Source organism: Massilia sp. CT11-137 (assembly GCF_047302885.1).
GTDB classification, from domain to species: Bacteria; Pseudomonadota; Gammaproteobacteria; order Burkholderiales; family Burkholderiaceae_D; genus Telluria; species Telluria orientalis.
Window position 1 is genome coordinate 1404782 of the sequence record NZ_JBKYMP010000001.1, and the last position, 21888, is coordinate 1426669.

At 67.4% G+C, this 21888-nt stretch carries 17 protein-coding genes; 7 read left to right on the top strand and 10 right to left on the bottom strand.

The genetic code is table 11. The annotated features are described in order from the left end of the window. Positions 1-83: 83 nt before the first annotated feature. Complete coding sequence (locus ACEN98_RS06310; protein WP_413382675.1) at positions 84-2336, bottom strand: family 1 glycosylhydrolase; 2253 nt, start codon at positions 2334-2336, stop codon at positions 84-86. 179 nt (positions 2337-2515) lie between these two features. Between ACEN98_RS06310 and ACEN98_RS06315 the strand changes: the two genes are divergently transcribed. Further along, positions 2516-2752, top strand: coding sequence for a hypothetical protein (locus ACEN98_RS06315; protein WP_413382678.1), 237 nt, complete (start codon positions 2516-2518; stop codon positions 2750-2752). A gap of 249 nt (positions 2753-3001) precedes the next feature. Here the strand turns inward: ACEN98_RS06315 and ACEN98_RS06320 are convergent, their stop codons facing one another. Continuing rightward, entirely contained in the window at positions 3002-4510 is a 1509-nt protein-coding gene (locus ACEN98_RS06320) for a class I adenylate-forming enzyme family protein (protein ID WP_413382681.1), read from the bottom strand. 63 nt (positions 4511-4573) lie between these two features. Between ACEN98_RS06320 and ACEN98_RS06325 the strand changes: the two genes are divergently transcribed. From ACEN98_RS06325 to ACEN98_RS06350, 6 genes are read left to right on the top strand one after another with little or no spacing between them, the layout of a single operon-like run. Beyond that, a complete protein-coding gene (locus ACEN98_RS06325) occupies positions 4574-6301 on the top strand; it encodes an NAD(P)H-dependent oxidoreductase subunit E (RefSeq protein ID WP_413382684.1) in 1728 nt (575 codons plus the stop codon). Beyond that, the gene (gene fdhF, locus ACEN98_RS06330) at positions 6298-9096 is read left to right on the top strand and encodes a formate dehydrogenase subunit alpha (RefSeq protein WP_413382687.1); all 2799 of its coding nucleotides are present in this window, start codon (positions 6298-6300) and stop codon (positions 9094-9096) included. Before ACEN98_RS06325 ends, fdhF begins: the two co-directional genes overlap by 4 nt. Continuing rightward, positions 9093-9959: a formate dehydrogenase accessory sulfurtransferase FdhD gene (locus ACEN98_RS06335; RefSeq protein ID WP_413382690.1), complete on the top strand. Its 867-nt coding sequence runs from the start codon at positions 9093-9095 to the stop codon at positions 9957-9959. Before fdhF ends, ACEN98_RS06335 begins: the two co-directional genes overlap by 4 nt. After that, entirely contained in the window at positions 9956-10666 is a 711-nt protein-coding gene (locus ACEN98_RS06340; RefSeq protein ID WP_413337389.1) for an ABC transporter permease, read from the top strand. The genes ACEN98_RS06335 and ACEN98_RS06340 overlap by 4 nt, the downstream gene beginning before the upstream one ends. Further along, positions 10663-11406 carry an energy-coupling factor ABC transporter ATP-binding protein gene (locus ACEN98_RS06345; RefSeq protein ID WP_413382693.1) on the top strand — a complete coding sequence of 248 codons (744 nt, stop codon included), beginning with the start codon at positions 10663-10665 and terminating at the stop codon, positions 11404-11406. Before ACEN98_RS06340 ends, ACEN98_RS06345 begins: the two co-directional genes overlap by 4 nt. A gap of 8 nt (positions 11407-11414) precedes the next feature. Continuing rightward, entirely contained in the window at positions 11415-12224 is an 810-nt protein-coding gene (locus tag ACEN98_RS06350) for an extracellular solute-binding protein (protein ID WP_413382696.1), read from the top strand. Positions 12225-12359: 135 nt separating this feature from the next. Here ACEN98_RS06350 and ACEN98_RS06355 read toward each other — a convergent pair whose 3' ends face one another. The 8 genes from ACEN98_RS06355 to hemF form a co-directional block, all read right to left on the bottom strand. Continuing rightward, the gene (locus tag ACEN98_RS06355; protein WP_413337386.1) at positions 12360-13463 is read right to left on the bottom strand and encodes a glycosyltransferase family 9 protein; all 1104 of its coding nucleotides are present in this window, start codon (positions 13461-13463) and stop codon (positions 12360-12362) included. A 355-nt stretch (positions 13464-13818) separates the two neighbouring features. Further along, the gene (galA, locus tag ACEN98_RS06360; protein ID WP_413382699.1) at positions 13819-16665 is read right to left on the bottom strand and encodes a beta-galactosidase GalA; all 2847 of its coding nucleotides are present in this window, start codon (positions 16663-16665) and stop codon (positions 13819-13821) included. A 75-nt stretch (positions 16666-16740) separates the two neighbouring features. Then, complete coding sequence (gene rng, locus ACEN98_RS06365; protein WP_056328307.1) at positions 16741-18216, bottom strand: ribonuclease G; 1476 nt, start codon at positions 18214-18216, stop codon at positions 16741-16743. 90 nt (positions 18217-18306) lie between these two features. Next, entirely contained in the window at positions 18307-18927 is a 621-nt protein-coding gene (locus ACEN98_RS06370) for a Maf family protein (RefSeq protein WP_413337384.1), read from the bottom strand. A 4-nt stretch (positions 18928-18931) separates the two neighbouring features. Then, complete coding sequence (gene rlmH, locus ACEN98_RS06375) at positions 18932-19402, bottom strand: 23S rRNA (pseudouridine(1915)-N(3))-methyltransferase RlmH (protein WP_413382702.1); 471 nt, start codon at positions 19400-19402, stop codon at positions 18932-18934. A gap of 6 nt (positions 19403-19408) precedes the next feature. Then, entirely contained in the window at positions 19409-20095 is a 687-nt protein-coding gene (gene rsfS, locus ACEN98_RS06380; protein ID WP_413337383.1) for a ribosome silencing factor, read from the bottom strand. Next, entirely contained in the window at positions 20095-20754 is a 660-nt protein-coding gene (locus ACEN98_RS06385) for a nicotinate-nucleotide adenylyltransferase (protein ID WP_413382705.1), read from the bottom strand. Before ACEN98_RS06385 ends, rsfS begins: the two co-directional genes overlap by 1 nt. Beyond that, on the bottom strand, positions 20751-21662 hold the full coding sequence (gene hemF, locus ACEN98_RS06390) for an oxygen-dependent coproporphyrinogen oxidase (protein WP_413337382.1): 912 nt from the start codon (positions 21660-21662) through the stop codon (positions 20751-20753). Before hemF ends, ACEN98_RS06385 begins: the two co-directional genes overlap by 4 nt. Positions 21663-21888: the final 226 nt, after the last annotated feature.

Here is a 21888-nt window from a genome sequence, read left to right on the forward strand (position 1 = left end):
GGTAAATACATATTGATCACATTTAATGTAGCGGTAACACGACCGCACGCCGGGGCGCGCGGTCGTGTTTCAGCGCGCGTGGATCAGCTGGCGTAATGCGCCGGTTCGACGTCGTCCGCCCGTTTCGACAGCAGCTCGCGCTCGCGCAGGTAGCGGGCCAGCGCATCGTCGAACGATGGCAGCAACAGGCCGCGCTCGCTGCTCATCGCGCTGTTGCGGGGACGGGCGGCGCGCAGGCCGAGTTCGCCGGTCGTGCGTTCTTCCAGCCGGCCGTCGTCGACGCCGGCCGCGGCACACGCCTGGCGCGCCAGGTCGGCCCAGCTCATCGCGGCGCCGTTGGTGAGGTGCCAGAGGCCGCATTCGCGGTCGATCAGCAGGTCGAGGCAGGTATTCACCAGGTCGGGCACGTACGTCGGCGACACGATCTGGTCGGCCGCCGCGGCGAACGGCCGGCCCGCGTCGAGCGCGTCGAGGGCCTGCGTCACGAAATTGTGTTCGTCCCACGGACCGAAGAACGCGCTCGTGCGGATGACGAGGGCCTGCGGGTCGGAATCGAGCACGCGCCGTTCCGCGTCCGCCTTGCTGCGGCCGTACACGCCCAGCGGCGCCACCTTGTCGGACTCCACGTACGGGCGGTCGAGCGTGCCGTCGAACACGAGGTCGCTGGAGAACGTCATGAAGCGCAGCGCATGCCGGATGGCGGCCAGCGCCAGCACGGTCGGGCCGTGCGCGTTTTCGCGCATGCAGCGGTCGACGTCGCCCTCGGCATCGTCCACGCGCACGTAGCCGCCCGCGTTGACGATGGCCCAAGGCTTGAAGCGCACGATCGCCGCCTCGACGGAGGCCGGATCGGCGATGTCCATCTCCTGGCGCGTGAGCACGTGGTAGGCGAGGTTGCGGCGCTCGCAGATGCGGGCGAAGGCGCGGCCCAGCGTGCCCGTCGCGCCCGTGATCAGGATCGGCTGCGGGAACGTGGAGCGGAACGCGCCGCGTTCGGCGATGTCGGCGACGGCGGTGCGGGTCGCCACCGGCTTCGCGAGGAAGCGGCCCGGACGGCGCCACCAGCCCTGGCCCTGCAGCACCGGATGCGCCAGCGGCCGGCCGCTGGCCAGTTCGCGCATCAGGTTCGCGACCGCGGTCGGGCGCGGCTGCGGACCGCGCACGTCGAACGGACCGGGCTCGTAATAGCCCTTGCATTCGGTGACGAGGCAGTTCCAGTCGAACGAGCCGAGCAGGGCCCACACGGTGACGGCGCGGATGTCGGCGCCGCCCTGCTGGACCTTCTTGGCGGCGTTCCAGATCTCCACGAGCCAGCGCAATTGATCTTCACGGTTGGCATCGATGTGCGCCTCGGTGACGGCGACCGGCAGGCCGTAGCGGTCCCATGTTTCCTGCAGCAGCGGCCCGATGCCGGGCGTCGGCGTGGCCAGCACGCGCGGGCATTCGATGTCGGCGTGGGGGACGCCGCGGTAATGGGTGCGGTGGCTTTCCGGATAGCGCTCGACGCGGTGGTCGAGCCAGCGCTCGCTGGTGATGTAGTAGTTGACGCCGATGATGTCCGGCGGGCAGTTGTTTTCCTTGAACCACAGCAGCTCGTCGGCGCCGGCGCCGTTCTCGAGCAGGTAGTCCCACAGCGCGTGGCCGGGGTCGATCTTCCCGCACAACATGTCCCACGCCAGCCAGCGGCGTTCGTTGAAGAAATTCGCGATCTCCGCCATCTCGGGCGTGCCATAGGTGCGCGACAAGTCGTCGGTCTGGACGAGCTTCGCGTTCGGGTTCACTTCGCGGATCGCGCGCATCGACAGCACGACGGCGCGGCACTGGTTGATGAGGGCGCGGATGAAGCCATCTTCGCTCGTGTCATGCGGATACCAGACGCCGTTGAGGCCGGAAAAGCGCGCGGTCGTGCACGGTTCGTTGACGGGAGTCCAGTACTCGACCCAGGGGTAGCGGCGCGCGACGGCGCCGGCGTATTCCGCCAGTTTCTCGGCGAAGTCGGGGGACATCAGGCTCGTGTGGCGCGGGCCGCTGCCGTGGTGGACGAGGCCGACGATGGGCGTCACGCCCAGTTGCTGCAGCACGGGCAGGCGTTCGTCGGACCACGACCAGTCGGCGGAGTCGATGCCGTCGGGCGCGGTGCGTTCCCACAGCACGGGGTAGCGGATGGCGCGGATGCCGAGTGAAGCGAACCGCTCCAGGTCCTGAAGCCGTTCGGCATGTCCGTTGCGTTCCATTTGGGAGAAGTACTGATCGCGTACGCGGTTGACGGTGCATTCGAGGCCGCCCCAGAGCTGGAGCGGCGAGCTTGCTGGCTGGATATGGTTGTTGAGATTCATGTGCATGTCCTGCTGTTGATCCAAGACGTAAGCCTAGACGCCGATGCCGGCTTCTTGTGTGGGATGGCGAACATATAGACCGGATTTAGGACAAGTCCTACGTACTATCGGTCTTTGCTATGACTCCCGTCTTGACATGCCGACCGTGCGCCCACACGATGCGGACAGGAGGGCACACGATGTACATGGTCTACTGGACGATCGAAGAAGATGGGCACCCGGCCCCGCATGCGCAGCCGTTCGACACGACCGCGATGGTCGAGGCGATGCGCTTCATGGAAGACCTGCGGCGGCGCCAGCGCGAGGGCGAGCGCATCCGCTTCGTGACGATGTGTTCCGAGCATCCGGACGTCGTCGGGCATCCGGGCGTGGACGTGACGGGGCCGGGGTATGACTGGAAGAAGCGGCGGCGGTAACTGTTGGACGTTGGCCTATGGACGTCGTCCCTGCGGAGGCAGGGACCCAAGTGTTGCGGGCGCAGCCGCGGGACATGCACATTGGGTCCCCGCCTGCGCGCACTAGTGGCCGGAATATTGTTTTCAAAAACCGTCAGAAATAGCATCGTCATTCCCGCGCAAGCGGGAATGACGGTTTTTCCCTATGGCGGGCCTATTTTCGACGGTAAAAATTATTCCGGACAGCAGTGCGCCTGCGCGGGGGCGACGTTACAGGCTGGCGGCTTGTTCCTTCAGTACATGCTTGAGCACCTTGCCGTTAGCCGCCGCCGGCAGGGCCGCCATCATGACGATGCGGGCCGGCCGTTTATAGGGCGCCAGCCGTTCCGCCGCCCATGCGCGCAGCTCGTCCACGGACGGCGTGCGGCGCGGATCCGGCTGCACGAACGCGACGATCTCTTCGTTGCCGTCGGCGGCCGGGCGGCCCACGACGGCCGACTGCGTCACACAAGGGTGCGCGTTCAGCACGGTCTCCACTTCCAGCGGATAGACGTTGAAGCCGGACCGGATGATCAACTCTTTTGTGCGGCCGACGATGAACAGCGCGCCGTCCGGATCCTGGCGCGCCATGTCGCCCGTGTTCAGCCAGCCATCGGGACGCAGCACCGCGGCCGTCGCTTCCGGATTGCGGTAATAGCCGCGCATCAGGTTCGGCCCGCGCACCCATAATTCTCCCGCCGCGCCATCGACGATATCCGCGCCTGCCTTGTCCACGACGCGCACCTCGACGCCGGGAATCGGCAGGCCGACGGACGTGTCGGACCGCGGCGCGTCCAGCCGAGTCTGGCTGACCGTGGGCGCCGCCTCGGACAGGCCATAGCCATTGTGCAGCGGCACGCCCAGCAGGCGCTCGACGGCCGCCTTCAGCACCGGATCGAGGGGCGAGCCGCCGGCGTAGGCGAAGCGCAGCCGCGTCGCGAGCGGGGCACTGTCGCCGACGTGCTCCAGCAGCCGCGCATACATCGCGGGCACGCCCTGCACGATGGAGAGTCCGGCGTCGCGGATGGCCGCCAGCATTGCCTCGGGCGTGAAGCGGGGCGTCAGGTGCAGGCAGGCGCCCGCGCTGAGCGTGCCCAGCATCACCGACGTCAGGCCGTACACGTGCGAGATCGGCAGCACGCCCCACGCCTTGTCGGCCGGGGTCAGGCCGCGCAGCCGGCTCGACACGGCGGCCACGAACAGCAGGCTGCGGTGGCTCAGCATCACGCCCTTCGGCGTGCCGGTCGTGCCCGTCGTATAGAGCAGGGCGGCGACATCTGCATCCTGTTCGGGCGTACAGTCGTCGTTCAGGGGGCCCACCATCAGGCCGTCGTCGAACGACGCGGCCGCGCGGGCCGCATGCGCCTCCGCTTCCGGCGACACGGCCGCCGTGTACACCGCGAGGCGCGCGCGCGCGTGATCCCGGATCGCGTCCAACTCGGGCGCCGTCAGGCGCGGGTTGACGTTGACGATCCAAGCGCCCACGGCTGCGGCGGCGAAGATGAGTGCGATCTGGTCCGCGCAGTTTTCGCTGGCCAGCAGCACGCGGTCGCCGGGACGCACGCCGCGCGCGCGCAACTGGTCCGCGCGGCGGTCGACGAGGGCGGCCAGCTCGCGGTACGTGAGCGTGCGGCCGGCGTCGACCAGGGCCGGGGCGTTTGGCGTGTGGGCAGCCGCGTTGCGCAGGATGGCGTCGATGCGTGCGGGGAGCGAGGCCAGCAGGGAGTGAATGTCGATCATGGCGGCACCCGTGGAGTTTCCAACGGTATATTATTTCAGAAATTCATCCGCACAGGAGGAGACATGGCAGAACCCATGGTACCCGCGGCCGGCAAGACGGTGATCCCGATCGCGGTCCAGGGCCCAAGCCGCCAGCGCAAGCGCGAGGCGCCGAAGGGCCGCCGTGCCGGCCCGCAGGCGCTCGCCGACGTGCAGGCGGTGCTGGGGGATGCGCCTCGGCGGCGCGACCTGCTGATCGAGCACCTGCACAAGATCCAGGACCGCTACGGCGCCTTGTCCGCCGCGCACCTGGCCGCGCTGGCGCAGGAGCTCAAGCTGGCGCAGTCCGAGGTCTACGAGGTGGCCACGTTCTACCACCACTTCGACGTGCTGCGCGACGGCGAGGCTGCGCCGCCCACGCTCACCGTGCGCGTGTGCGCGGGCCTGTCGTGCGAACTGGCCGGCGCGCGCGATTTGTTGAATCGCCTGCCCGCGATTCTCGGCACCGACGTGCGCGTGCTGGCCGCGCCGTGCATCGGCCGCTGCGACAAGGCGCCCGCGGCCCTCGTCGGCCAGCGGCCCGTCACCCATGCGAGCGCCGAGTCGGTGCTGGCCGCCGTCAGCGCGCGTGCGACCACCGACGTGCACACGGGCCACCTCGACTACGACGCCTACCGCGACGCCGGCGGCTACCGGCTGCTGCGTGCGTGCACGGAATGGCGGTTCGATCCGGAAAGCGTGATCGTGACCTTGATGGCGTCCGGCCTGCGCGGCCTGGGCGGCGCCGGTTTTCCGGCCGGGCGCAAGTGGCGCATCGTCAGGAACGAGCCGGGCCCGCGCCTCATGGCCGTCAACATCGACGAGGGCGAGCCGGGCACGTTCAAGGACCGGCATTACCTCGAGCGCGACCCGCACCGCTTCCTGGAAGGCGCCCTCGTCGCCGCGTGGGCCGTGGGCATCGAGACGATCTACCTGTACCTGCGCGACGAATACCACGGCCTGCGCGCCATGCTGGAGCGGGAGCTCGACCGGCTGCGCGCCGATCCGCCGGTGCCCGACCTGCCGGACATCGTCCTGCGGCGCGGCGCCGGCGCGTACATCTGCGGCGAGGAATCCGCGATGATCGAATCGATCGAGGGCAAGCGGGGCATGCCGCGCCTGCGCCCGCCGTACGTCGCGCAGATCGGCCTGTTCGGGCGCCCCACGCTGGAACACAATATGGAAACGCTGTACTGGGTGCGCGACATCGTCGAGCGCGGCGCGGAATGGTTCACGAACCGGGGCCGCCACGGGCGGAAGGGGCTGCGCTCGTTTTCCGTGTCCGGCCGCGTGCGCGAGCCGGGCGTGAAGCTGGCGCCGGCCGGCATCACGATGCAGGAACTGTTGAACGAATACTGCGGCGGCATGCAGGAGGGACATACGTTCTATGCCTACCTGCCGGGTGGCGCGTCGGGCGGCATCCTGCCGGCCTCGATGGCCGACGTTCCGCTCGATTTCGACACGCTGCAGCGCCATGGCTGCTTCATCGGTTCGGCCGCCGTCGTCGTGCTGTCCGACCGCGACACGGCCCGCGCCGCCGCGCTGAACACGGTGCGCTTCTTCCGCGACGAATCGTGCGGCCAGTGCACGCCGTGCCGCGCCGGCACCGCGAAGGCCGTCGCGCTGATGGAGCGGGCGACGTGGGACACCGCGCTGCTGGCCGAGCTGTCGCAGGTGATGCGCGACGCGTCGATCTGCGGCCTGGGCCAGGCGGCGCCGAATCCGTTCGACTGCGTCATCAGGTATTTTCCGCATGAGCTGGGGGGATCATGAGCGTGACGTTCGAACTCGACGGCCGGGAAGTCGAAGCGCAACCGTTCGAGACGATCTTCGAGACCGCGGCCCGCGCCGGCATCGCCCTGCCGCACCTGTGCCACAAGGACGGGCTGGAGCCGGCCGGTAACTGCCGCGCGTGCGTCGTGGAAGTCGACGGCAAACGCACGCTGGCGCCGTCGTGCTGCCGCCATCCGGTGGCCGGCATGAAGGTGCGTACGGACAGCGAGCGCGCCGTCGCCGCACGCAGGATGGTGCTGGAGCTGCTGCTGTCCGATTTGCCGGGTACGGTCCGCACTGCGCCCCGCACGCGCGACGACGAGGTCGCGCAGTGGGCAAATAAGCTGGGCGTGGGCACGCCGCGCTTTCCCGCCACGCGCGCGCTGCCGCCGGCGGACGCGAGCCATGCCGCGATCGAGGTGAACCTCGACGCCTGCATCCAGTGCACGCGCTGCGTGCGTGCGTGCCGCGACGAGCAGGTCAACGACGTGATCGGCCTCGCCGGACGCGGAGAAAACGCGCGCATCGTGTTCGACCAGGGCGATGCGATGGGCGCGTCCACGTGCGTCGCGTGCGGCGAATGCGTGCAGGCGTGTCCGACGGGGGCGTTGGCGCCGGCGCGCGGCGCGGCACTCGTCGTGCCCGACAAGCAGGTCGATTCCGTGTGCCCGTACTGCGGCGTAGGCTGCCAGCTGACGTACCACGTGAAGGACAACCGCATCGTGCGCGTGGAGGGCCGCGACGGTCCCGCCAACCACGGCCGCCTGTGCGTGAAGGGGCGCTACGGCTACGACTACGCGCACCATCCGCAGCGGCTCACCAGGCCGCTGATCCGCCGCGAAGGCGTGCCGAAACGCGGCGACTTCACGATGGACCCGGACCGCGTGCTGGACGTATTCCGCGAGGCGACGTGGGACGAAGCGCTCGAAGCGGCCGGCGGCGGCCTCGCGCGCATCCGCGACGCGCACGGCGGGCGCGCGCTGGCCGGCTTCGGCTCGGCCAAGGGCAGCAACGAGGAAGCGTACCTGTTCCAGAAGCTCGTGCGCACGGGCTTCGGCAGCAACAACGTCGACCATTGCACGCGGCTGTGCCACGCGTCGTCCGTCGCCGCGCTGCTGGAAGGGATAGGCTCGGGCGCCGTGTCGAACCCCGTGATGGACGTGACGCGCGCGGAGGTCGTGCTGGTCATCGGCGCCAACCCGACCGTCAACCATCCCGTCGCGGCCACGTGGATGAAGAACGCAGCGAAAATGGGGACAAAGCTCGTGGTCGCGGACCCGCGCCGCTCCGACCTCGCGCGCCACGCGCACCGCTTCCTGCAGTTCAAGCCCGACACGGACGTCGCGCTGCTCAACGCCATGATGCACACGATCGTGGAAGAGAACCTCGTCGACCCGGCGTTCATCGCCGACCGCACGAGCGGCTACGACGCGCTGGCCGCGAACGTGGCGCACTACAGCCCCGAAGCGATGGCGCCCATCTGCGGCATCGCCGCGGAGACGATCCGCTACGTGGCGCGGCTGTATGCGACATCGAAGGGATCGATGATCCTGTGGGGCATGGGCGTGTCGCAGCACGTGCACGGCACGGACAATGCGCGCTGCCTGATCGCGCTCGCGCTGATGACGGGCCAGATCGGCCGTCCCGGCACGGGCCTGCATCCGCTGCGCGGCCAGAACAACGTGCAGGGCGCGTCGGATGCGGGCCTCATCCCGATGATGTATCCGGATTACCGCCGCGTCGACGATGCACGGGCGCAGGCGAAGTTCGAGGCCGCATGGGGACGGAAGCTGGACGCCAAAGCCGGCCTGACGGTCGTCGAGATCATGGACGACATCCTGGCAGGCGGGATCAAAGGGATGTACATCATGGGCGAGAACCCGGCCATGTCCGACCCGGATGCGAACCACGCGCGCGAGGCGCTGGCGGCACTGGAACACCTCGTCGTGCAAGACATCTTCCTGACGGAGACGGCATACCTGGCCGACGTGATCCTGCCCGCATCGAGCTTCGCCGAAAAGACCGGCAGCTTCACGAACACGGACCGCGTCGTGCAGCTGGGCCGCCAGGCGCTGGACCCGCCGGGCGATGCGCGCCAGGACCTGTGGATCATCCAGCAGATGGCGCACCGCCTCGGGCTGGACTGGGCATATGCCGGACCGGCCGCCGTGTTCGACGAGATGCGGACCCTCATGCCCAGCATCGCCGGCATCACGTGGGACCGGCTGGAACATGACGGTGCCGTCACGTACCCGTGCCATGCGGCGGGCGATCCGGGCGAACCCGTCGTGTTCACGCGCGAGTTTCCGCGCGAAGGCGGCCGCGCGCGCTTCGTCCCGGCCGACATCATCCCGGCCGACGAGCGTCCCGACACCGAGTACCCGGTCGTGCTGATCACGGGCCGCCAGCTCGAGCACTGGCACACGGGCAGCATGACGCGCCGTGCCGGCGTGCTGGACGCGCTGGAGCCGGACCCCGTCGCGCTCGTGCATCCGCTCGACCTGGAAGCGCTCGGGGGGCGGCCGGGCGACGTGATCACGATCGCGTCGCGCCGCGGCGAGGTCGCGTTGTATGCGCGAGCCGACGACGGCACGCCGCGCGGCGCCGTGTTCGTCCCGTTCTGTTACTACGAGGCGGCCATCAACCGGCTGACGAATGCCGCCCTGGACCCATACGGCAAGATCCCTGAATTCAAGTATTGCGCCGTGCGCGTGCGGCTGGGCGGCGAGGTCGTGCACCCCGGTTCCTACGGTGGCGGCCAGATTTTGGGGGACGTGGCAGAATTGCAGACATGACATCTTTTTATCGTCCCCAACTGTCCCAGGCCAGCGCCGGGCTCACGCATCCCGTGACGGCCATCGATGAGCGCGGGCGCCGCGAGACGCTCTACATTCCGGCCGAGCGCCCGCTGACGGTCTACGTGGACAAGCGCGAACTCGTCACGCTGATGACCCTGGGCGCGGCGCCGGAAGCGCTGACGCTGGGCTACCTGCGCAACCAGCGCCTCGTGCGGTCGCTGGACGACATCGTGTCCGTGCAGGTCGACTGGTCCGTGGACGCCGTGGCCGTCGTCACGCGCGGCGGCATCCAGGACGTGGCGGCGCGCACGGCCAGGAAAGTCGTCACGACGGGCTGCGGGCAGGGCTCCGTGTTCGGCGGCCTGATGGACGAGGTCGACCGCATCGAGCTGCCGCCCGACGCGCGCCTGCGCCAGTCCGTCGTGCACCGCATCGTCGAGACGGTGCGGACCCAACAATCCGTGTACAAGCAGGCCGGCTCCGTGCACGGCTGCGCGCTGTTCACGAGCGACGGCGACCTGCTGTGGTTCATCGAGGACGTGGGCCGCCACAATGCCGTCGACGCCATCGCCGGCCTGATGTGGCTCGAGGGGATGGACGGCGCCGACAAGGTGTTCTACACGACCGGGCGGCTGACGTCCGAAATGGTCATCAAGGGAGCGCAGATGGGCATCCCGTTCCTGCTGTCGCGCTCCGGCACGACGCAGATGGGCCATGCGGTGGCGGAGCAGGTCGGCATGTCGCTGCTTGCGCGCTGCAGCGGCCATCACTTCCTGCTGCTGTCCGGCGCGGAGCGTCTCGTGTTCGAGCCGGACTGGCTCGCCGCGCTGGAGACGGCGCGCACGTTGCGAACGGCATGAATGCGATTGCCGACGCCGTCGCACGCGCGTTCACGCTGCTGTTCACGGGGGATCCCGACCTGTGGCGCATCGTCTGGGTGTCGCTCAAGACGAGCATCGTCGGCCTGCTGCTGGCCACGCCGCCCGCGATCCTGATCGGCTACGTCGTCGCCATGCGCAAGTTCCGCGGGCGGCGCATCGTCATCTGGCTGGCGCAGGCGGCGCTGTCGCTGCCGACCGTCCTGATCGGCCTCCTGCTGTACCTGCTGCTGTCGCGCCACGGGCCGCTGGGCGGCCTGCAATGGCTGTTCTCGCAGCCCGGCATCGTGTTCGGCCAGTGCGTCGTCGCGCTGCCCGTGCTGCTCGCCTTTACGCTGGCGGCCGTGCAGGGGCTCGATGCGCGCTATGCCGAGACCGCGATCGCGCTCGGCGCGTCGCCCATGCAGGTGATGGTGCGCGTGCTGCACGAGGCGCGGTTCGGCGTGATGGCGGCCGTGCTGTCCGGCTTCGGCCGCGTGATCTCGGAAGTGGGCTGCGCGCTGATGGTGGGCGGGAACATCGAAGGCGAGACCCGCACGATCACGACGGCGATCGCGCTGGAGACGAGCAAGGGCGAGTTCGCGCAGGGCATCGCGCTCGGCATCGTGCTCGTGTCGATTGCGTTGCTGATGAACGGCGCGCTGATGCTGCTGCAGGGCGACGCCCACACGGTCCGGGAGCGCGCATGAGCATCAGCATCCATTCGCAGATTTCGGCGGCCGTCTACGAGAACGAGAACGAGTCACGGCTCGCCTCGCAGCGCGACGAGCGCCGCAAGGCCTTGCTGGGCGTGCGCGGCCTGCGCAAGCGCCACGGCGACCGGCTGCTGTTCGACATCGACCGGCTCGAGATCGCCACGCACAGCGCCTACGTGCTGACGGGGATGAACGGCGCCGGCAAGAGCACCTTGCTGCGCGTGCTGGGCGGCCTGGAGCGGGCCGAGATCGACAGCCTGCGCTTCGCCGGCGAGGACGTCCTGCGCGTGCACCCGTATCCGCGCGCACTGCGCCGGGCCATCGTCTACGTGCACCAGCACCCGATCCTGTTCTCGACGAGCGTGGCCGACAACATCGGCTACGGCCTCGTCGTGCGCGGCGAAAACCCGGAGGCCGTGCGTCCCGTCGTGGAGGAGGCGATGGCCTGGGCCGGCGTGGCGCACCTGCGCGACACGGACCCGACCCGGCTGTCGGGCGGCGAAAAGCAGCGCGTGGCGCTCGCGCGTGCAAAAGTGCTGGCGCCGCGCCTGCTGTTGCTGGACGAGCCGACGGCCAACCTGGACGGCGCCGCGCGCGAACAGGTGATCGCCTTGATCCCGACCATGATCGAAGCGGGGAGCAGCGTCATCATCGCCTGCCACGACCGCGACCTGATCAACCTGCCCGGCGTGCAGCGGCTTAAGCTGCGCGACGGGCATCTCGAATACCGCTAGGAGAATCGATGCAGCGCCGTTCCATCCTCATCATCATCGCCGGCCTGGCGGTCGCGACGCCATTCGCGCATGCACAGTCCGACAAGGTGCTGCGACTGTCGACCACCACCAGCACCGAGAACTCGGGCCTGCTGGGCTACCTGCTGCCCGCGTTCGAGGCGAAGACTAGCATCAGGGTCAACGTGATCTCGGTGGGCACCGGCAAGGCGCTGGAGCTGGGCAAGAACGGCGACGTCGACGTGACGCTCGTGCATGCGCGGGCGCTGGAAGACAAATTCGTGGCCGAGGGCTGGGGGATCGACCGTCACGACGTCATGTACAACGACTTCATTGTCGCGGGACCGGTCGCCGACCCGGCGGGGGTGAAGGGCAGCCGCGACGTCATCGCGGCCTTCAGGAAGATCGCGGCGGCCAACGTGAAATTCATTTCGCGCGGCGACAATTCCGGCACGGACGTGATGGAGAAAGGCTACTGGCGGCAGGCCGGTACGAAGCCGGCCGGCAGCAACTACGTCAACGCCGGCCTGGGCATGGGCGAGGTGCTGAACATGGCGGCGGAGATGGGCGCGTACACGCTGACGGACCGCGCGACGTATGGCGCCTATCAAGCGAAGACGGGGCTGGCCATCCTCGTCGAGGGCGACAAGCGGATGTTCAATCCGTACGGGATCATTGCCGTCAATCCGGAGAAGCACAAGGGGATCAACTACAAGGGCGCGAAGGCGCTGATCGAGTGGATCACGTCCCCGGAGGGGCAGGCGAAGATTGCCTCGTTCAAGCCGGCGGGCGAGCAACTGTTCTTCCCGTCGGCTAAGTGAAATTGGGCCCCTGCCTTCGCAGGGGCGACGTGCGGACTGTAGCGGTAAAGCCAGCACGTCGTCCCCGCGAAGGCGGGGACCCAAGTTCGTCGAGCAGCCGTAGAGTGGGCACCCCGTGCCCACCGTGCTTGAAGATCACGCCAGCGCGTGCATCACCGCATCGACCGGAATCGCCTTGACCCAATCGCGTCGCTGGTCCGCCGTGATGACGGTGGAGTTGGCCTTGTCGACCGGGGCCCATTCCGGCGTCTTCTGGCGCATCAGCGCGACGACCGGCACGCCGACGGCATTCGCCAGGTGCATCACGGCCGTCTCGACCGACACGATCAGGTCGCACTGCGCCAGCATCGCGGGCAGCTGGAAGAAGTTTTCGTTGGCGCTGAACAGTTCCGTGCGGTCGAGCTGGCGGCGCGCCAGCATGGCCTTCACGTTGTCCACTTCCTGCGGCACCGCGTTGACGATGAAGCACGCGTCGCGCCATTCCGGCTGGGCGCGCATCGTCGTGATCAGTTCGGCCACGCGCTCGACGGGCCAGCAGCGCTTGCGCGTCTTGGCGAACGGGTTGATGAAGACGAGCTTGCCGCGGCGGCCGTCGAAGCCCCATTCATGCAGGCGCGCCTTCGCACCCTCGACGAACTGCCCGGGAATGTGCACGAACGGGATGCGCCCGGCCGGCGGAATGTCCACGCCGGCCAGCTGGCGGAACCAGTCCGCATGCACGTCGCTGATGTGCGGCGCGCTCGCGCGGTCGGCCACGTCCGGGTCGAGGCTGGCGTCCAGCTTGCGGTAGCTGAACCAGTGGATCAGGCCTTGCAGGCCGTGCGGCTTCTTCAGGCCGAGCACGAAGCCGTCCGGACTGATCTCGCGCGCGAGGTCGGCGTAGAAGTGCGGACGCAGGGTGCCGAGCGAGACGACGATCGGGTAGTGTTCCTGTTGCGCTTCCCGGATGGAAGCCTGGAACAGCTCCGGCGAATAATTCTGCTTGTAGACCTTCCCGATGAAGTCGCAGGCGTCGAGCCAGTCGTACAGGACGTTCTTTTTCAGGTGCGGCCACTGCGAGGCGTCGCTCGTGCGCCGCACTTCGTCCACCCACAGGTGCAGTTTCAGGTGCGGGTAGGCGCGCGCGAACGCCTGGAAGCAGTTCTGCAAATAGGTGTAGTCGCCCAACGCCAGGTGGGCGATGAACAGGATCTTGTCCGATTTCTTCAGCAGATCGGTAGGAATGAGAGGTACGTTCATTGTCTCTTACGGGTCGCCTGCCAGTTGTTGTCCGACGCCGCCAGCGGTATATCAGGGTCTGCGATTCAGCAGCGCTAACCGGTCGGCTGGCTGCGCATCTGCTGGTGAGGATGCACACTACCGCCAACTCTCGAAATCTTCAACAAATTGTCTCGAATTGTAGTCCAAACCGGGACACTGCGTTGCCCCTGACCATATTTTTGGACGCATTGTCCTGTGCGAGCAACATGAACTGAACAGGATGACAAATCCTTGTCCTGGAGACGGCGAAACTGGCGTATTAAATTAACATCAGCGCGCCGTGCCGTCGGCACTGCGCGCTGGATTCTACGCCATGCGAACTCGCGCTGGTGATTTAGACGGACAACAGGCGCACGACGCCGCTCAGGCCGTGCGGTTGCCCGGCCGTCAACGGGCATAGCACGCTCAGGCGGGAGACCGCCTCGCCGGTCGGGAAGGCGACGCGCAGCGGCCCGGGAGCGCCGGTGGTTTTTTCTGCGACTTTCCTGCCGTCGATGAAAACCTGACACGGGCCCGTGACCTCGAGGAGTTCCAGCCTGCCGCCGTGCTTGCGCACGCGGGCGAAGGCCCGGACGTCGGTGGCGTACAGCATGTAGCCGGTCTGCTCGGCCGCTTTGGCGCGGGTGCCGGGCGTGATCCATCCCCACGAATTCATGTCGGTGCCGGCGGGGCGCAGGTTGGGATCGATCGGCGTCGAACTCGGCGGCGATGAGCGCCAGCCATCGAGGATCTGTACGGGCGCAGACGTGGCCTGGTACGGCCACGGCCGGGCCGTGCGCACCTCGACGTCGAGCACCGCTGGTTCGAGACCGGGCGCGCTGGCGCGCAGCCTGAGGATGCCCGCGCTGCCTTCGCGGGTCTGCACGATCACCTGGGCCAGTCCGTTGAACAGGGCGCGCGTGTCGCCCTTTTCGCTGCTGGTGTCGTTCGGGTTGCCGTTGCCCAGGCCGATGATGTCGGCGCCCTCGGCCCGGAACACGATCTGGTGCTGCGCCAGCGGCACGTGGCGGCCCTTCGCATCGAGCGCTTCGACCTGGATGGGCTGGGCGTCGAGGCCGTCGCCCAGCATGAACCGGCGGTCCGGAGTGAGCTTCAGCGCGACCGGCGCGCCGGTGGTCTCGACCTCGAACCGCTTGGCCACCTTGCCGCCGCGATAGCCCACGGCGGCCAGCTTGCCGGGCGCATACGGCACCTGCCAGCGGTTCATCTCGTAGATGTCGCCCTTCTGGCGCCCTTGCGAGCGGCCGTTCAGGAACACTTCGACTTCATCCATGTTGTGGAACGCCATCACGGTGATGGGCTGGCCTTCCTTGCCGGCCCAGTTCCAGTGCGGCGCCAGCCGCAGCACCGGTTCCTTGCGCCACTGGGCCTGGTGCAGCCAGAAGGCGTCCTTCGCGAAGCCGCACAGGTCCATGATGCCGAAGAACGACGAATTCGACGGCCATTCGTGCGGCGTGGGTTCGCCGTGGTAGTCGAAGCCGGTCCACACGAACGCCCCGGCCACGAACGGCCGCTCGGCCACGGCTTTCCAGCCGATCCGGTGCGTCGAACCCCAGGAGGACGCGTCGTCGTCGTAGCCGGCGAAGATGTGCTTGTCGGGGACGGTCACGTATTCGCCGCGCGTCTGGAAGGCCGAGGTGTCTTCGGACGACGTCATCGGCACGGTCGGGAAGGCCTGGTGGAAAGCGTCGTAGGCCTGGTACTGGTAATTGAAGCCGACGACGTCGACGGCCTGCGCCGCGTTGGCGGGCTCGAACTGGCCGGCGTTCATGGCGGCCGTGGTGGGACGCGACGTGTCGAGCGCACGCACGGCGGCGACCATGCGGCGCACCATCTCGTAGCCCTGCTCGGTGCCCTGGACCGGTTCTTCGTTGAACACCGACCACAGGATGATGGACGGGTGGTTGCGGTGGCAGCGCACCAGCCAGGTCAGCTCGTCGATGTGCTCCGGCGACGGGTTGAACACGCGGTTTTCATCCATCACGAGGAAGCCCAGCTCGTCGCACAGCGCGTAGAAACGCTTGTCCTGGGCATTGTGCGAGCAGCGGATCGCATTGACCCCCAGTTCCTTGAGGCGGCGCATGCGGTAGTCGAGCAGGCCGTAAGGCACGGCCACGCCGACCCCGGCATGGTCCTGGTGGATGCACACGCCTTGCAGCTTGACGTGCCTGTCGTTGAGGAAGAAGCCCTGCCCGGGGTCGAAGCGCTGGGTGCGGAAGCCGCAACGGGTGACGACTTCGTCGAGCAGCCTGCCGTCCTGCAGCACGCGGGTACGCACGCTGTACAGGTTGCGTTCTTCCAGGCTCCACAGCCTCGGCGCGGCCACGCGCATGCTGCCGGTGACGACCTGGCGCGCCAGCACGCCGACGTCGGCCGGGGCGCTGAAGCTGGCCACTGCCTTGCCGTCGGCGTCGACGAGGACGCTCTCGACCCGCACCCGCTGCGCGCTCTTGCGGATGTTGTACAAGGTCACTTCGAGCGGAATGGTCCATTGGCCGTCGGCGTACACCGGATGGGCGAACACGCCGTCGGTGATGATGTGCACCTGTTCGCGCTTGACGAGCCACGTGTTGCGGTAGATGCCGGCGCCTTCGTACCACCAGCCCTGCATGGCGTCGGCATCGGCGCGGATCACCAGCGAGTTGAGCGCGTCGCCGTAGGTGGCGAACGGGGTCAGGTCGATGTAGAGCGAGCTGTAGCCGCTCCACGTGTGCGCCACCTGCGTGCCGTTGAACCAGACGGTGGCGAGGGTCGCGATGCCGTCGAGCTGCAGTTCGATGTGCTTGCCGTGGTCCGCCTCGTCCAGGCGGATCAGCGTGCGGTACCAGCCGATGCCGCGCTTGCGGTAGCCCTGCGCCACGTTGGCGTTCTGCTCGGGCACCTGCGCGCTGGCGAAGTCGTGCGGCAGCGCGACGCTGTCCCATTCGGAATCGTCGAAGCCGGGCGCGGCCGCGCCGCCGGCATTGCCGGCCTTGGCGTTGGCATAGGTCCAGCCATGGCCCCGGATGACCGGAAACGCGATGTCGCCTTCATGGAAGCGCCAGCCCTTGTTGAGCGACACCACCGTGCGCCCGGGCGCGGGGCGCGCCTCGCTGGTTGCCGCGTAGGCGGCGGACTGGCCGAAGACCGAGGTGGTGGCGAGCGCACCGGCGCTCTTGAGGAAATTGCGTCTGTTAAGCATCCTGCAACCCTATCAAGGGCGGCAGCGGTTGTCGACTATGGAAAAACCCGATGCCGCTTATGATTTTCGGCAGCGTTACATCAGGATCACGTCGTACTGTTCCTGGTGATAGCCGCGCTCGACCTGCAGCGAGATCCGCTTGCCGATGAAGTCGCCGAGCATGGCCAGGTGCTGCGACTCTTCCTCGAGGAACAGGTCGACCACTTCCTGCGACGCGACGATGCGGAATTCGCGCGGGTTGAACTGCTTGGCTTCGCGCAGCAGTTCGCGCAGGATCTCGTAGCAGATCGTCCGGCTCGTCTTGACTTGTCCCTTGCCGCCGCAGGCGGGGCAGGGCTCGCACAGGATGTGGGCCAGCGATTCGCGCGTGCGCTTTCTCGTCATTTCGACGAGGCCCAGCGCCGAGAACCCGCTCACGGACACCTTCGTGCGGTCGCGCGACAGGGTCTTCTTGAGCTCCGCGAGCACGGCGTTGCGGTGCTCGGTGTTCTCCATGTCGATGAAGTCGAGGATGATGATGCCGCCCAGGTTGCGCAGCCGCAGCTGGCGCGCGATGGCATGTGCCGCTTCCAGGTTCGTCTTGAAGATCGTGTCGGCGAAATTGCGCCCGCCGACGAAGCCGCCCGTGTTGACGTCGATGGTCGTCATCGCCTCGGTCTGGTCGACGATCAGGTAGCCGCCCGATTTCAGGTCCACGCGCCGGCCCAGCGCGCGCAGGATCTCTTCCTCGACGCCGTACAGGTCGAACAGCGGGCGCTCGCCCGTGTAGTGCTGCAGGCGCGACAGCACGCTCGGCGTGTACACCTGGGCGAATTCGACGAGTTTCAGGTAGTTCTCGCGCGAGTCGACGAGGATCGCGGCCGTCTCGTCGTGCACGAAGTCGCGCAGCACGCGCTGGGCCAGGCTCAGGTCCTGGTACAGCAGGCTCGTCGCGGGACGCGTGCGCGCGCCCGTCATGATGGCGCCCCACGTCTTGCGCAGGTAGTCGACGTCGGCGGCGAGGTCGGCGTCGGACGCGTCCTCGGCCTGCGTACGCACGATATAGCCGCCTTTTTCGTCCGGCGGCAGCAGGCCCGCGAGGCGCGCGCGCAAGGCTTCGCGCTCGGATTCCTTCTCGATCTTCTGCGAGATGCCGATGTGTTTGTCCTGCGGCAGATAGACGAGCATGCGGCCCGCGATCGAGATCTGCGTCGACAGGCGCGCGCCCTTCGTGCCGATCGGGTCCTTGATCACCTGGACGGTCAGCACCTGGCCGTCGAACAGGATCTTTTCGATGGGCGTTGGAGGGGCGCTGCTGCTGCCGTTCGCGCCGTCGTGCGGCCTGGCCTCCCAGATGTCGGCCACGTGCAGGAACGCGGCGCGTTCGAGGCCGATGTCGATGAAGGCCGACTGCATGCCTGGGAGTACCCGCACGACCTTGCCGAGATAGACGTTGCCCGCGAGACCGCGGGTGAGCGTACGCTCGATGTGCAGCTCTTGTACGGCACCCTGAACCACCAGCGCGACGCGCGTTTCCTGGGGGGTGATGTTGATCAGGATGTCTTCAGTCATGAGGCTGGGTTCTAATTGTTGTCTCTGGTCACATCATACACGTAGGGTGGACACCCCGTGCCCACGCGTGACGTATGCGATCCGTTGGCGTTACAGGGCGCTGACGCCCGCTTTCTGCAATAACTGCGCCGTCTCGAACACGGGCAAGCCCATGATGCCGGAATGGCTGCCTTCGATGTGCTCGATGAACAGGGCGGCGAGGCCCTGGATGCCATAGGCGCCGGCCTTGTCGTAGGGTTCCGGCGTCGCGCAATAGGCGCGGATCGCTGCCGGCGTGAGCTGGGCGAAGCGCACGTTCGACACCTGCGTCACCTGCTCGAACACGTCCGTGTAGTGCAGCGCGACCGACGTCAGCACCTGGTGCGTGCGGCCCGACAGGCGTTCCAGCATCGCATGCGCTTCCTTCGGATCGGCCGGCTTGCCGAGGATCTCGCCGTCGATGGTGACGGTCGTGTCGGCCGACAGCACGGGGCGCAGCGGCATGCGGCGCAGGTGCAGCACGTTCCACGCGAACGCGCCTTTTTCGCGCGCCACCCGGGCCACGTAGTCCACGGCGGGCTCGCCCGCGAACATGTCTTCGCTGACGTCGATGCCGCGGGCCGGATCGGAGCGCAGGCTGAGGATGTCGAAATCGATGCCGACCTGGCGCAGCAGTTCGCGGCGGCGCGGGCTCTTCGAGGCGAGGTAGATTTTCTTGTCGGTCTGTTTCATCGGCTCATACCCGATGGTAGGGGTGGTTCTGGGTGATGGACCAGGCACGATATAACTGTTCTGCCAGCATCACGCGCACGATACCGTGCGGCAGCGTCATGCTGGAGATGCGGATCAGACCGTCCGCGCGTGCCTTGAGTTCCGGATCGAGGCCGTCGGCCCCGCCGATCAGGAAGGCACAATCGCGCCCGTCCTGCTGCCAGGCCTCCAACGCTTGCGACAGGCCCACGCTGGTGAGATCCTTGCCGCGCTCGTCGAGGGCGACGATGCGCACGCCTTTCGGCAGCACGGCCTCGATGCGCTCGCGTTCGAGTGCCATCGCGGTGGCCGCCGTCTTGCTGCCGGACCGTTCGACCGGTTTCACTTCCTTCAGCACGATACGCAGCTCCGGCGGCATCCGCTTCGCGTATTCCGCGAAGCCGGTCTCGATCCAGGCCGGCATCTTGTGGCCGACCGCGACGATGAACAACTGCATCGCAGTTTATTCTTCGGTTTTCTTGATGCGGCGGATGACTTTCTTGGCCGGTGCGTCGCCCTCGGCCGCGGCTTTCGTCGCGCGCTTCGGTGCGGCAGCAGCCTTGGCCGCCTTGGCGGCTTTCGCGTCCGCGGCAGCGGTCTTGGACACGGCAACCTTCACGGTGCCGCCTGTCGGGATCTTCTTGGCGGCAGGTTTCCTGGCGGCCGGCTTGGCGTCAGCCGACTTCTTCGCGGCCGGCTTGCGCTCGCGCACCGGTTTCGCGTCTTCCTGCTCCTGGTTCGCGGCCAGGTGCTTCGACTTGGTCTTCGGTGCGGCCGCGTCCTGGCCTTCGGCCGTCGACTTGCGCTTGGCGGCGCCCAGTTTCACGGGCTTGTCGCCCCAGATTTCTTCCAGGCGGTAGTACTGGCGGATGGCCGGCTGCATGATGTGCACGATCATGTCGCCCAGGTCGACGAGGACCCATTCACCCGTGTCTTCGCCTTCCAGCCCGACCACGTCGCCGCCTGCTTCCTTGACCTTGTCGCGCACCGAGGCGGCCAGCGCCTTGGTCTGGCGATTCGACGTGCCCGACACGACCGCGATACGGTCGAACAGGCTGGTCAGGTGCGTCGTGTCGAACAGAACGATGTCCTGGCCCTTGACGTCTTCGAGGGCGTCGACGACGAGCGTTTGCAGTTTCTTGATATCCATTAGTTTTTGTACAAGTTATGTTGTTGAATATAGTCTAGCACTTGCGGCGCAACGAGCGCGCTTATGTCAGTACGGGGTTCGGCGTGCAGGGCTGCGCGCACCTGCGTGGCCGAAATGTCGATGGCCAGCGTGTGCGCCAGGCACACCTTGCCCGCCGGGCTGGCGCGCACGTCGTCGAACGACGCGCGCCGCTGCGCCAGTTCGGCTGCCACGGCGGGCGGCAGCGCCGCATCGTCGAGCCGGTAGCCGGGGCGGGCGGCGACGCCGAAATTGGCCAGCGCGAACAGGTCGCGCCAGTCGCGCCAGGTGTCCAGCTTCTGCAACTGGTCGGCGCCCATCAGGAACACGATGGACGTATCCGGCCCGAGCTCGGCGCGCAGGCCGCGCAGGGTTTCGACCGTGTACGTGGCGCCATGACGGTCGATTTCGCGGGTATCGATCGTCACCGGCGCGACGCTCCCCGCAAACGCCAGCTTCAGCATGGCCACGCGGTCGGCGTCGCCCGCTTCCAGGCCACTCTTCTTTTGCCACGGCTGGCCGGCGGGCAGCACGCGCAATTCGTCCGGGTGGAGCTGGCGCGCGAACAACTCGGCCAGCGCGACGTGGCCGTGGTGCACCGGGTCGAAACTGCCGCCCAGCAGAGCAACACATCGCGTCACGGGGCGAGCCAATCCCGGTGCGGCAGGAAGTCGGTGGTCAGCTTGTCTTCCGGGCTGCCCGGCTCCGGATGCCAGTCGTAGCGCCATTTGACGATCGGCGGCATCGACATCAGGATCGCTTCCGTCCGGCCGCCCGACTGCAGGCCGAACAGGGTGCCGCGGTCCCACACGAGGTTGAACTCGACGTAGCGGCCGCGCCGGTACGCCTGGAAATCGCGCTCGCGTTCGCCGTACGGCTGGTCCTTGCGGCGTTGCAGGATCGGCAGGTAGGCATCGAGGAAGCCGTTGCCGACGCTCTGCACCATCGCATACGACTGCTCGAACCCGAGTTCGTTGAAGTCGTCGAAGAAGATGCCGCCGACGCCGCGCGCTTCCTTGCGGTGCTTGATATAGAAATAATCGTCGCACCAGCGCTTGAAGCGCGGATGCAGTTCGTCGCCGAACGGCGCCAGCGCGTCGTGGCAGACCTGGTGGAAGTGGCGCGCGTCATCCATGTCGCCGTAATAGGGCGTCAGGTCCATGCCGCCGCCGAACCACCAGACGGGATCCTTGCCCTCGGCCGTCGCTTCGAAAAAGCGCACGTTCATATGCACGGTGGGTGCGTACGGATTGTGCGGGTGCAGCACGAGCGACACGCCCATCGCTTCCCAGGCGCGTCCCGCGAGCTCCGGCCGCGCGGCCATTGCCGACGCCGGCAGGCTGGCGCCGCGCACGTGCGAAAAATTCACGCCGCCGCGCTCGATCACATTTCCGCCTTCGATGAGGCGCGATACGCCGCCGCCACCTTCGGCCCGTTCCCACGTGTCGCGCAAGAAGGACTTGCCGTCGACGTCTTCCAGCGCTTGCACGATGCGCGCCTGGAGGTCGAGCAGCCAGGCCTTGACGGCGGCCGGATTAATTGTAGCCATGTGGAAATGTGAGAGAAAAAAAGCGAACGGGGATTGTACACTGATGAACTGGATCGTGACAGGCACCCGCCAACACCGTTTCCAACACCCCTCCGGCGCGAATAAAAATCCTGCGCAAATCTCTATAATTTTCTGCACTTTTCCAGCTTTTTTCGTTACGAATGCAAGAAACGCGTACGTATTGCTAATAGTCTAGGTCGAAAGAAACCGATTTCACGCCAGCCGC

Bases quoted from the DNA above. Each gene is read 5' to 3' on its own strand.
- galA (WP_413382699.1), bottom strand. From the start codon at position 16,665: ATGCTTAACAGACGCAATTTCCTCAAGAGCGCCGGTGCGCTCGCCACC.
- ACEN98_RS06355 (WP_413337386.1), bottom strand. From the start codon at position 13,463: ATGAACGTACCTCTCATTCCTACCGATCTGCTGAAGAAATCGGACAAG.
- ACEN98_RS06320 (WP_413382681.1), bottom strand. From the start codon at position 4,510: ATGATCGACATTCACTCCCTGCTGGCCTCGCTCCCCGCACGCATCGAC.
- rng (WP_056328307.1), bottom strand. From the start codon at position 18,216: ATGACTGAAGACATCCTGATCAACATCACCCCCCAGGAAACGCGCGTC.
- hemF (WP_413337382.1), bottom strand. From the start codon at position 21,662: ATGGCTACAATTAATCCGGCCGCCGTCAAGGCCTGGCTGCTCGACCTC.
- rlmH (WP_413382702.1), bottom strand. From the start codon at position 19,402: ATGCAGTTGTTCATCGTCGCGGTCGGCCACAAGATGCCGGCCTGGATC.
- ACEN98_RS06335 (WP_413382690.1), top strand. From the start codon at position 9,093: ATGACATCTTTTTATCGTCCCCAACTGTCCCAGGCCAGCGCCGGGCTC.
- ACEN98_RS06340 (WP_413337389.1), top strand. From the start codon at position 9,956: ATGAATGCGATTGCCGACGCCGTCGCACGCGCGTTCACGCTGCTGTTC.
- ACEN98_RS06345 (WP_413382693.1), top strand. From the start codon at position 10,663: ATGAGCATCAGCATCCATTCGCAGATTTCGGCGGCCGTCTACGAGAAC.
- fdhF (WP_413382687.1), top strand. From the start codon at position 6,298: ATGAGCGTGACGTTCGAACTCGACGGCCGGGAAGTCGAAGCGCAACCG.
- ACEN98_RS06370 (WP_413337384.1), bottom strand. From the start codon at position 18,927: ATGAAACAGACCGACAAGAAAATCTACCTCGCCTCGAAGAGCCCGCGC.
- ACEN98_RS06315 (WP_413382678.1), top strand. From the start codon at position 2,516: ATGTACATGGTCTACTGGACGATCGAAGAAGATGGGCACCCGGCCCCG.
- ACEN98_RS06310 (WP_413382675.1), bottom strand. From the start codon at position 2,336: ATGAATCTCAACAACCATATCCAGCCAGCAAGCTCGCCGCTCCAGCTC.
- rsfS (WP_413337383.1), bottom strand. From the start codon at position 20,095: ATGGATATCAAGAAACTGCAAACGCTCGTCGTCGACGCCCTCGAAGAC.
- ACEN98_RS06350 (WP_413382696.1), top strand. From the start codon at position 11,415: ATGCAGCGCCGTTCCATCCTCATCATCATCGCCGGCCTGGCGGTCGCG.
- ACEN98_RS06325 (WP_413382684.1), top strand. From the start codon at position 4,574: ATGGCAGAACCCATGGTACCCGCGGCCGGCAAGACGGTGATCCCGATC.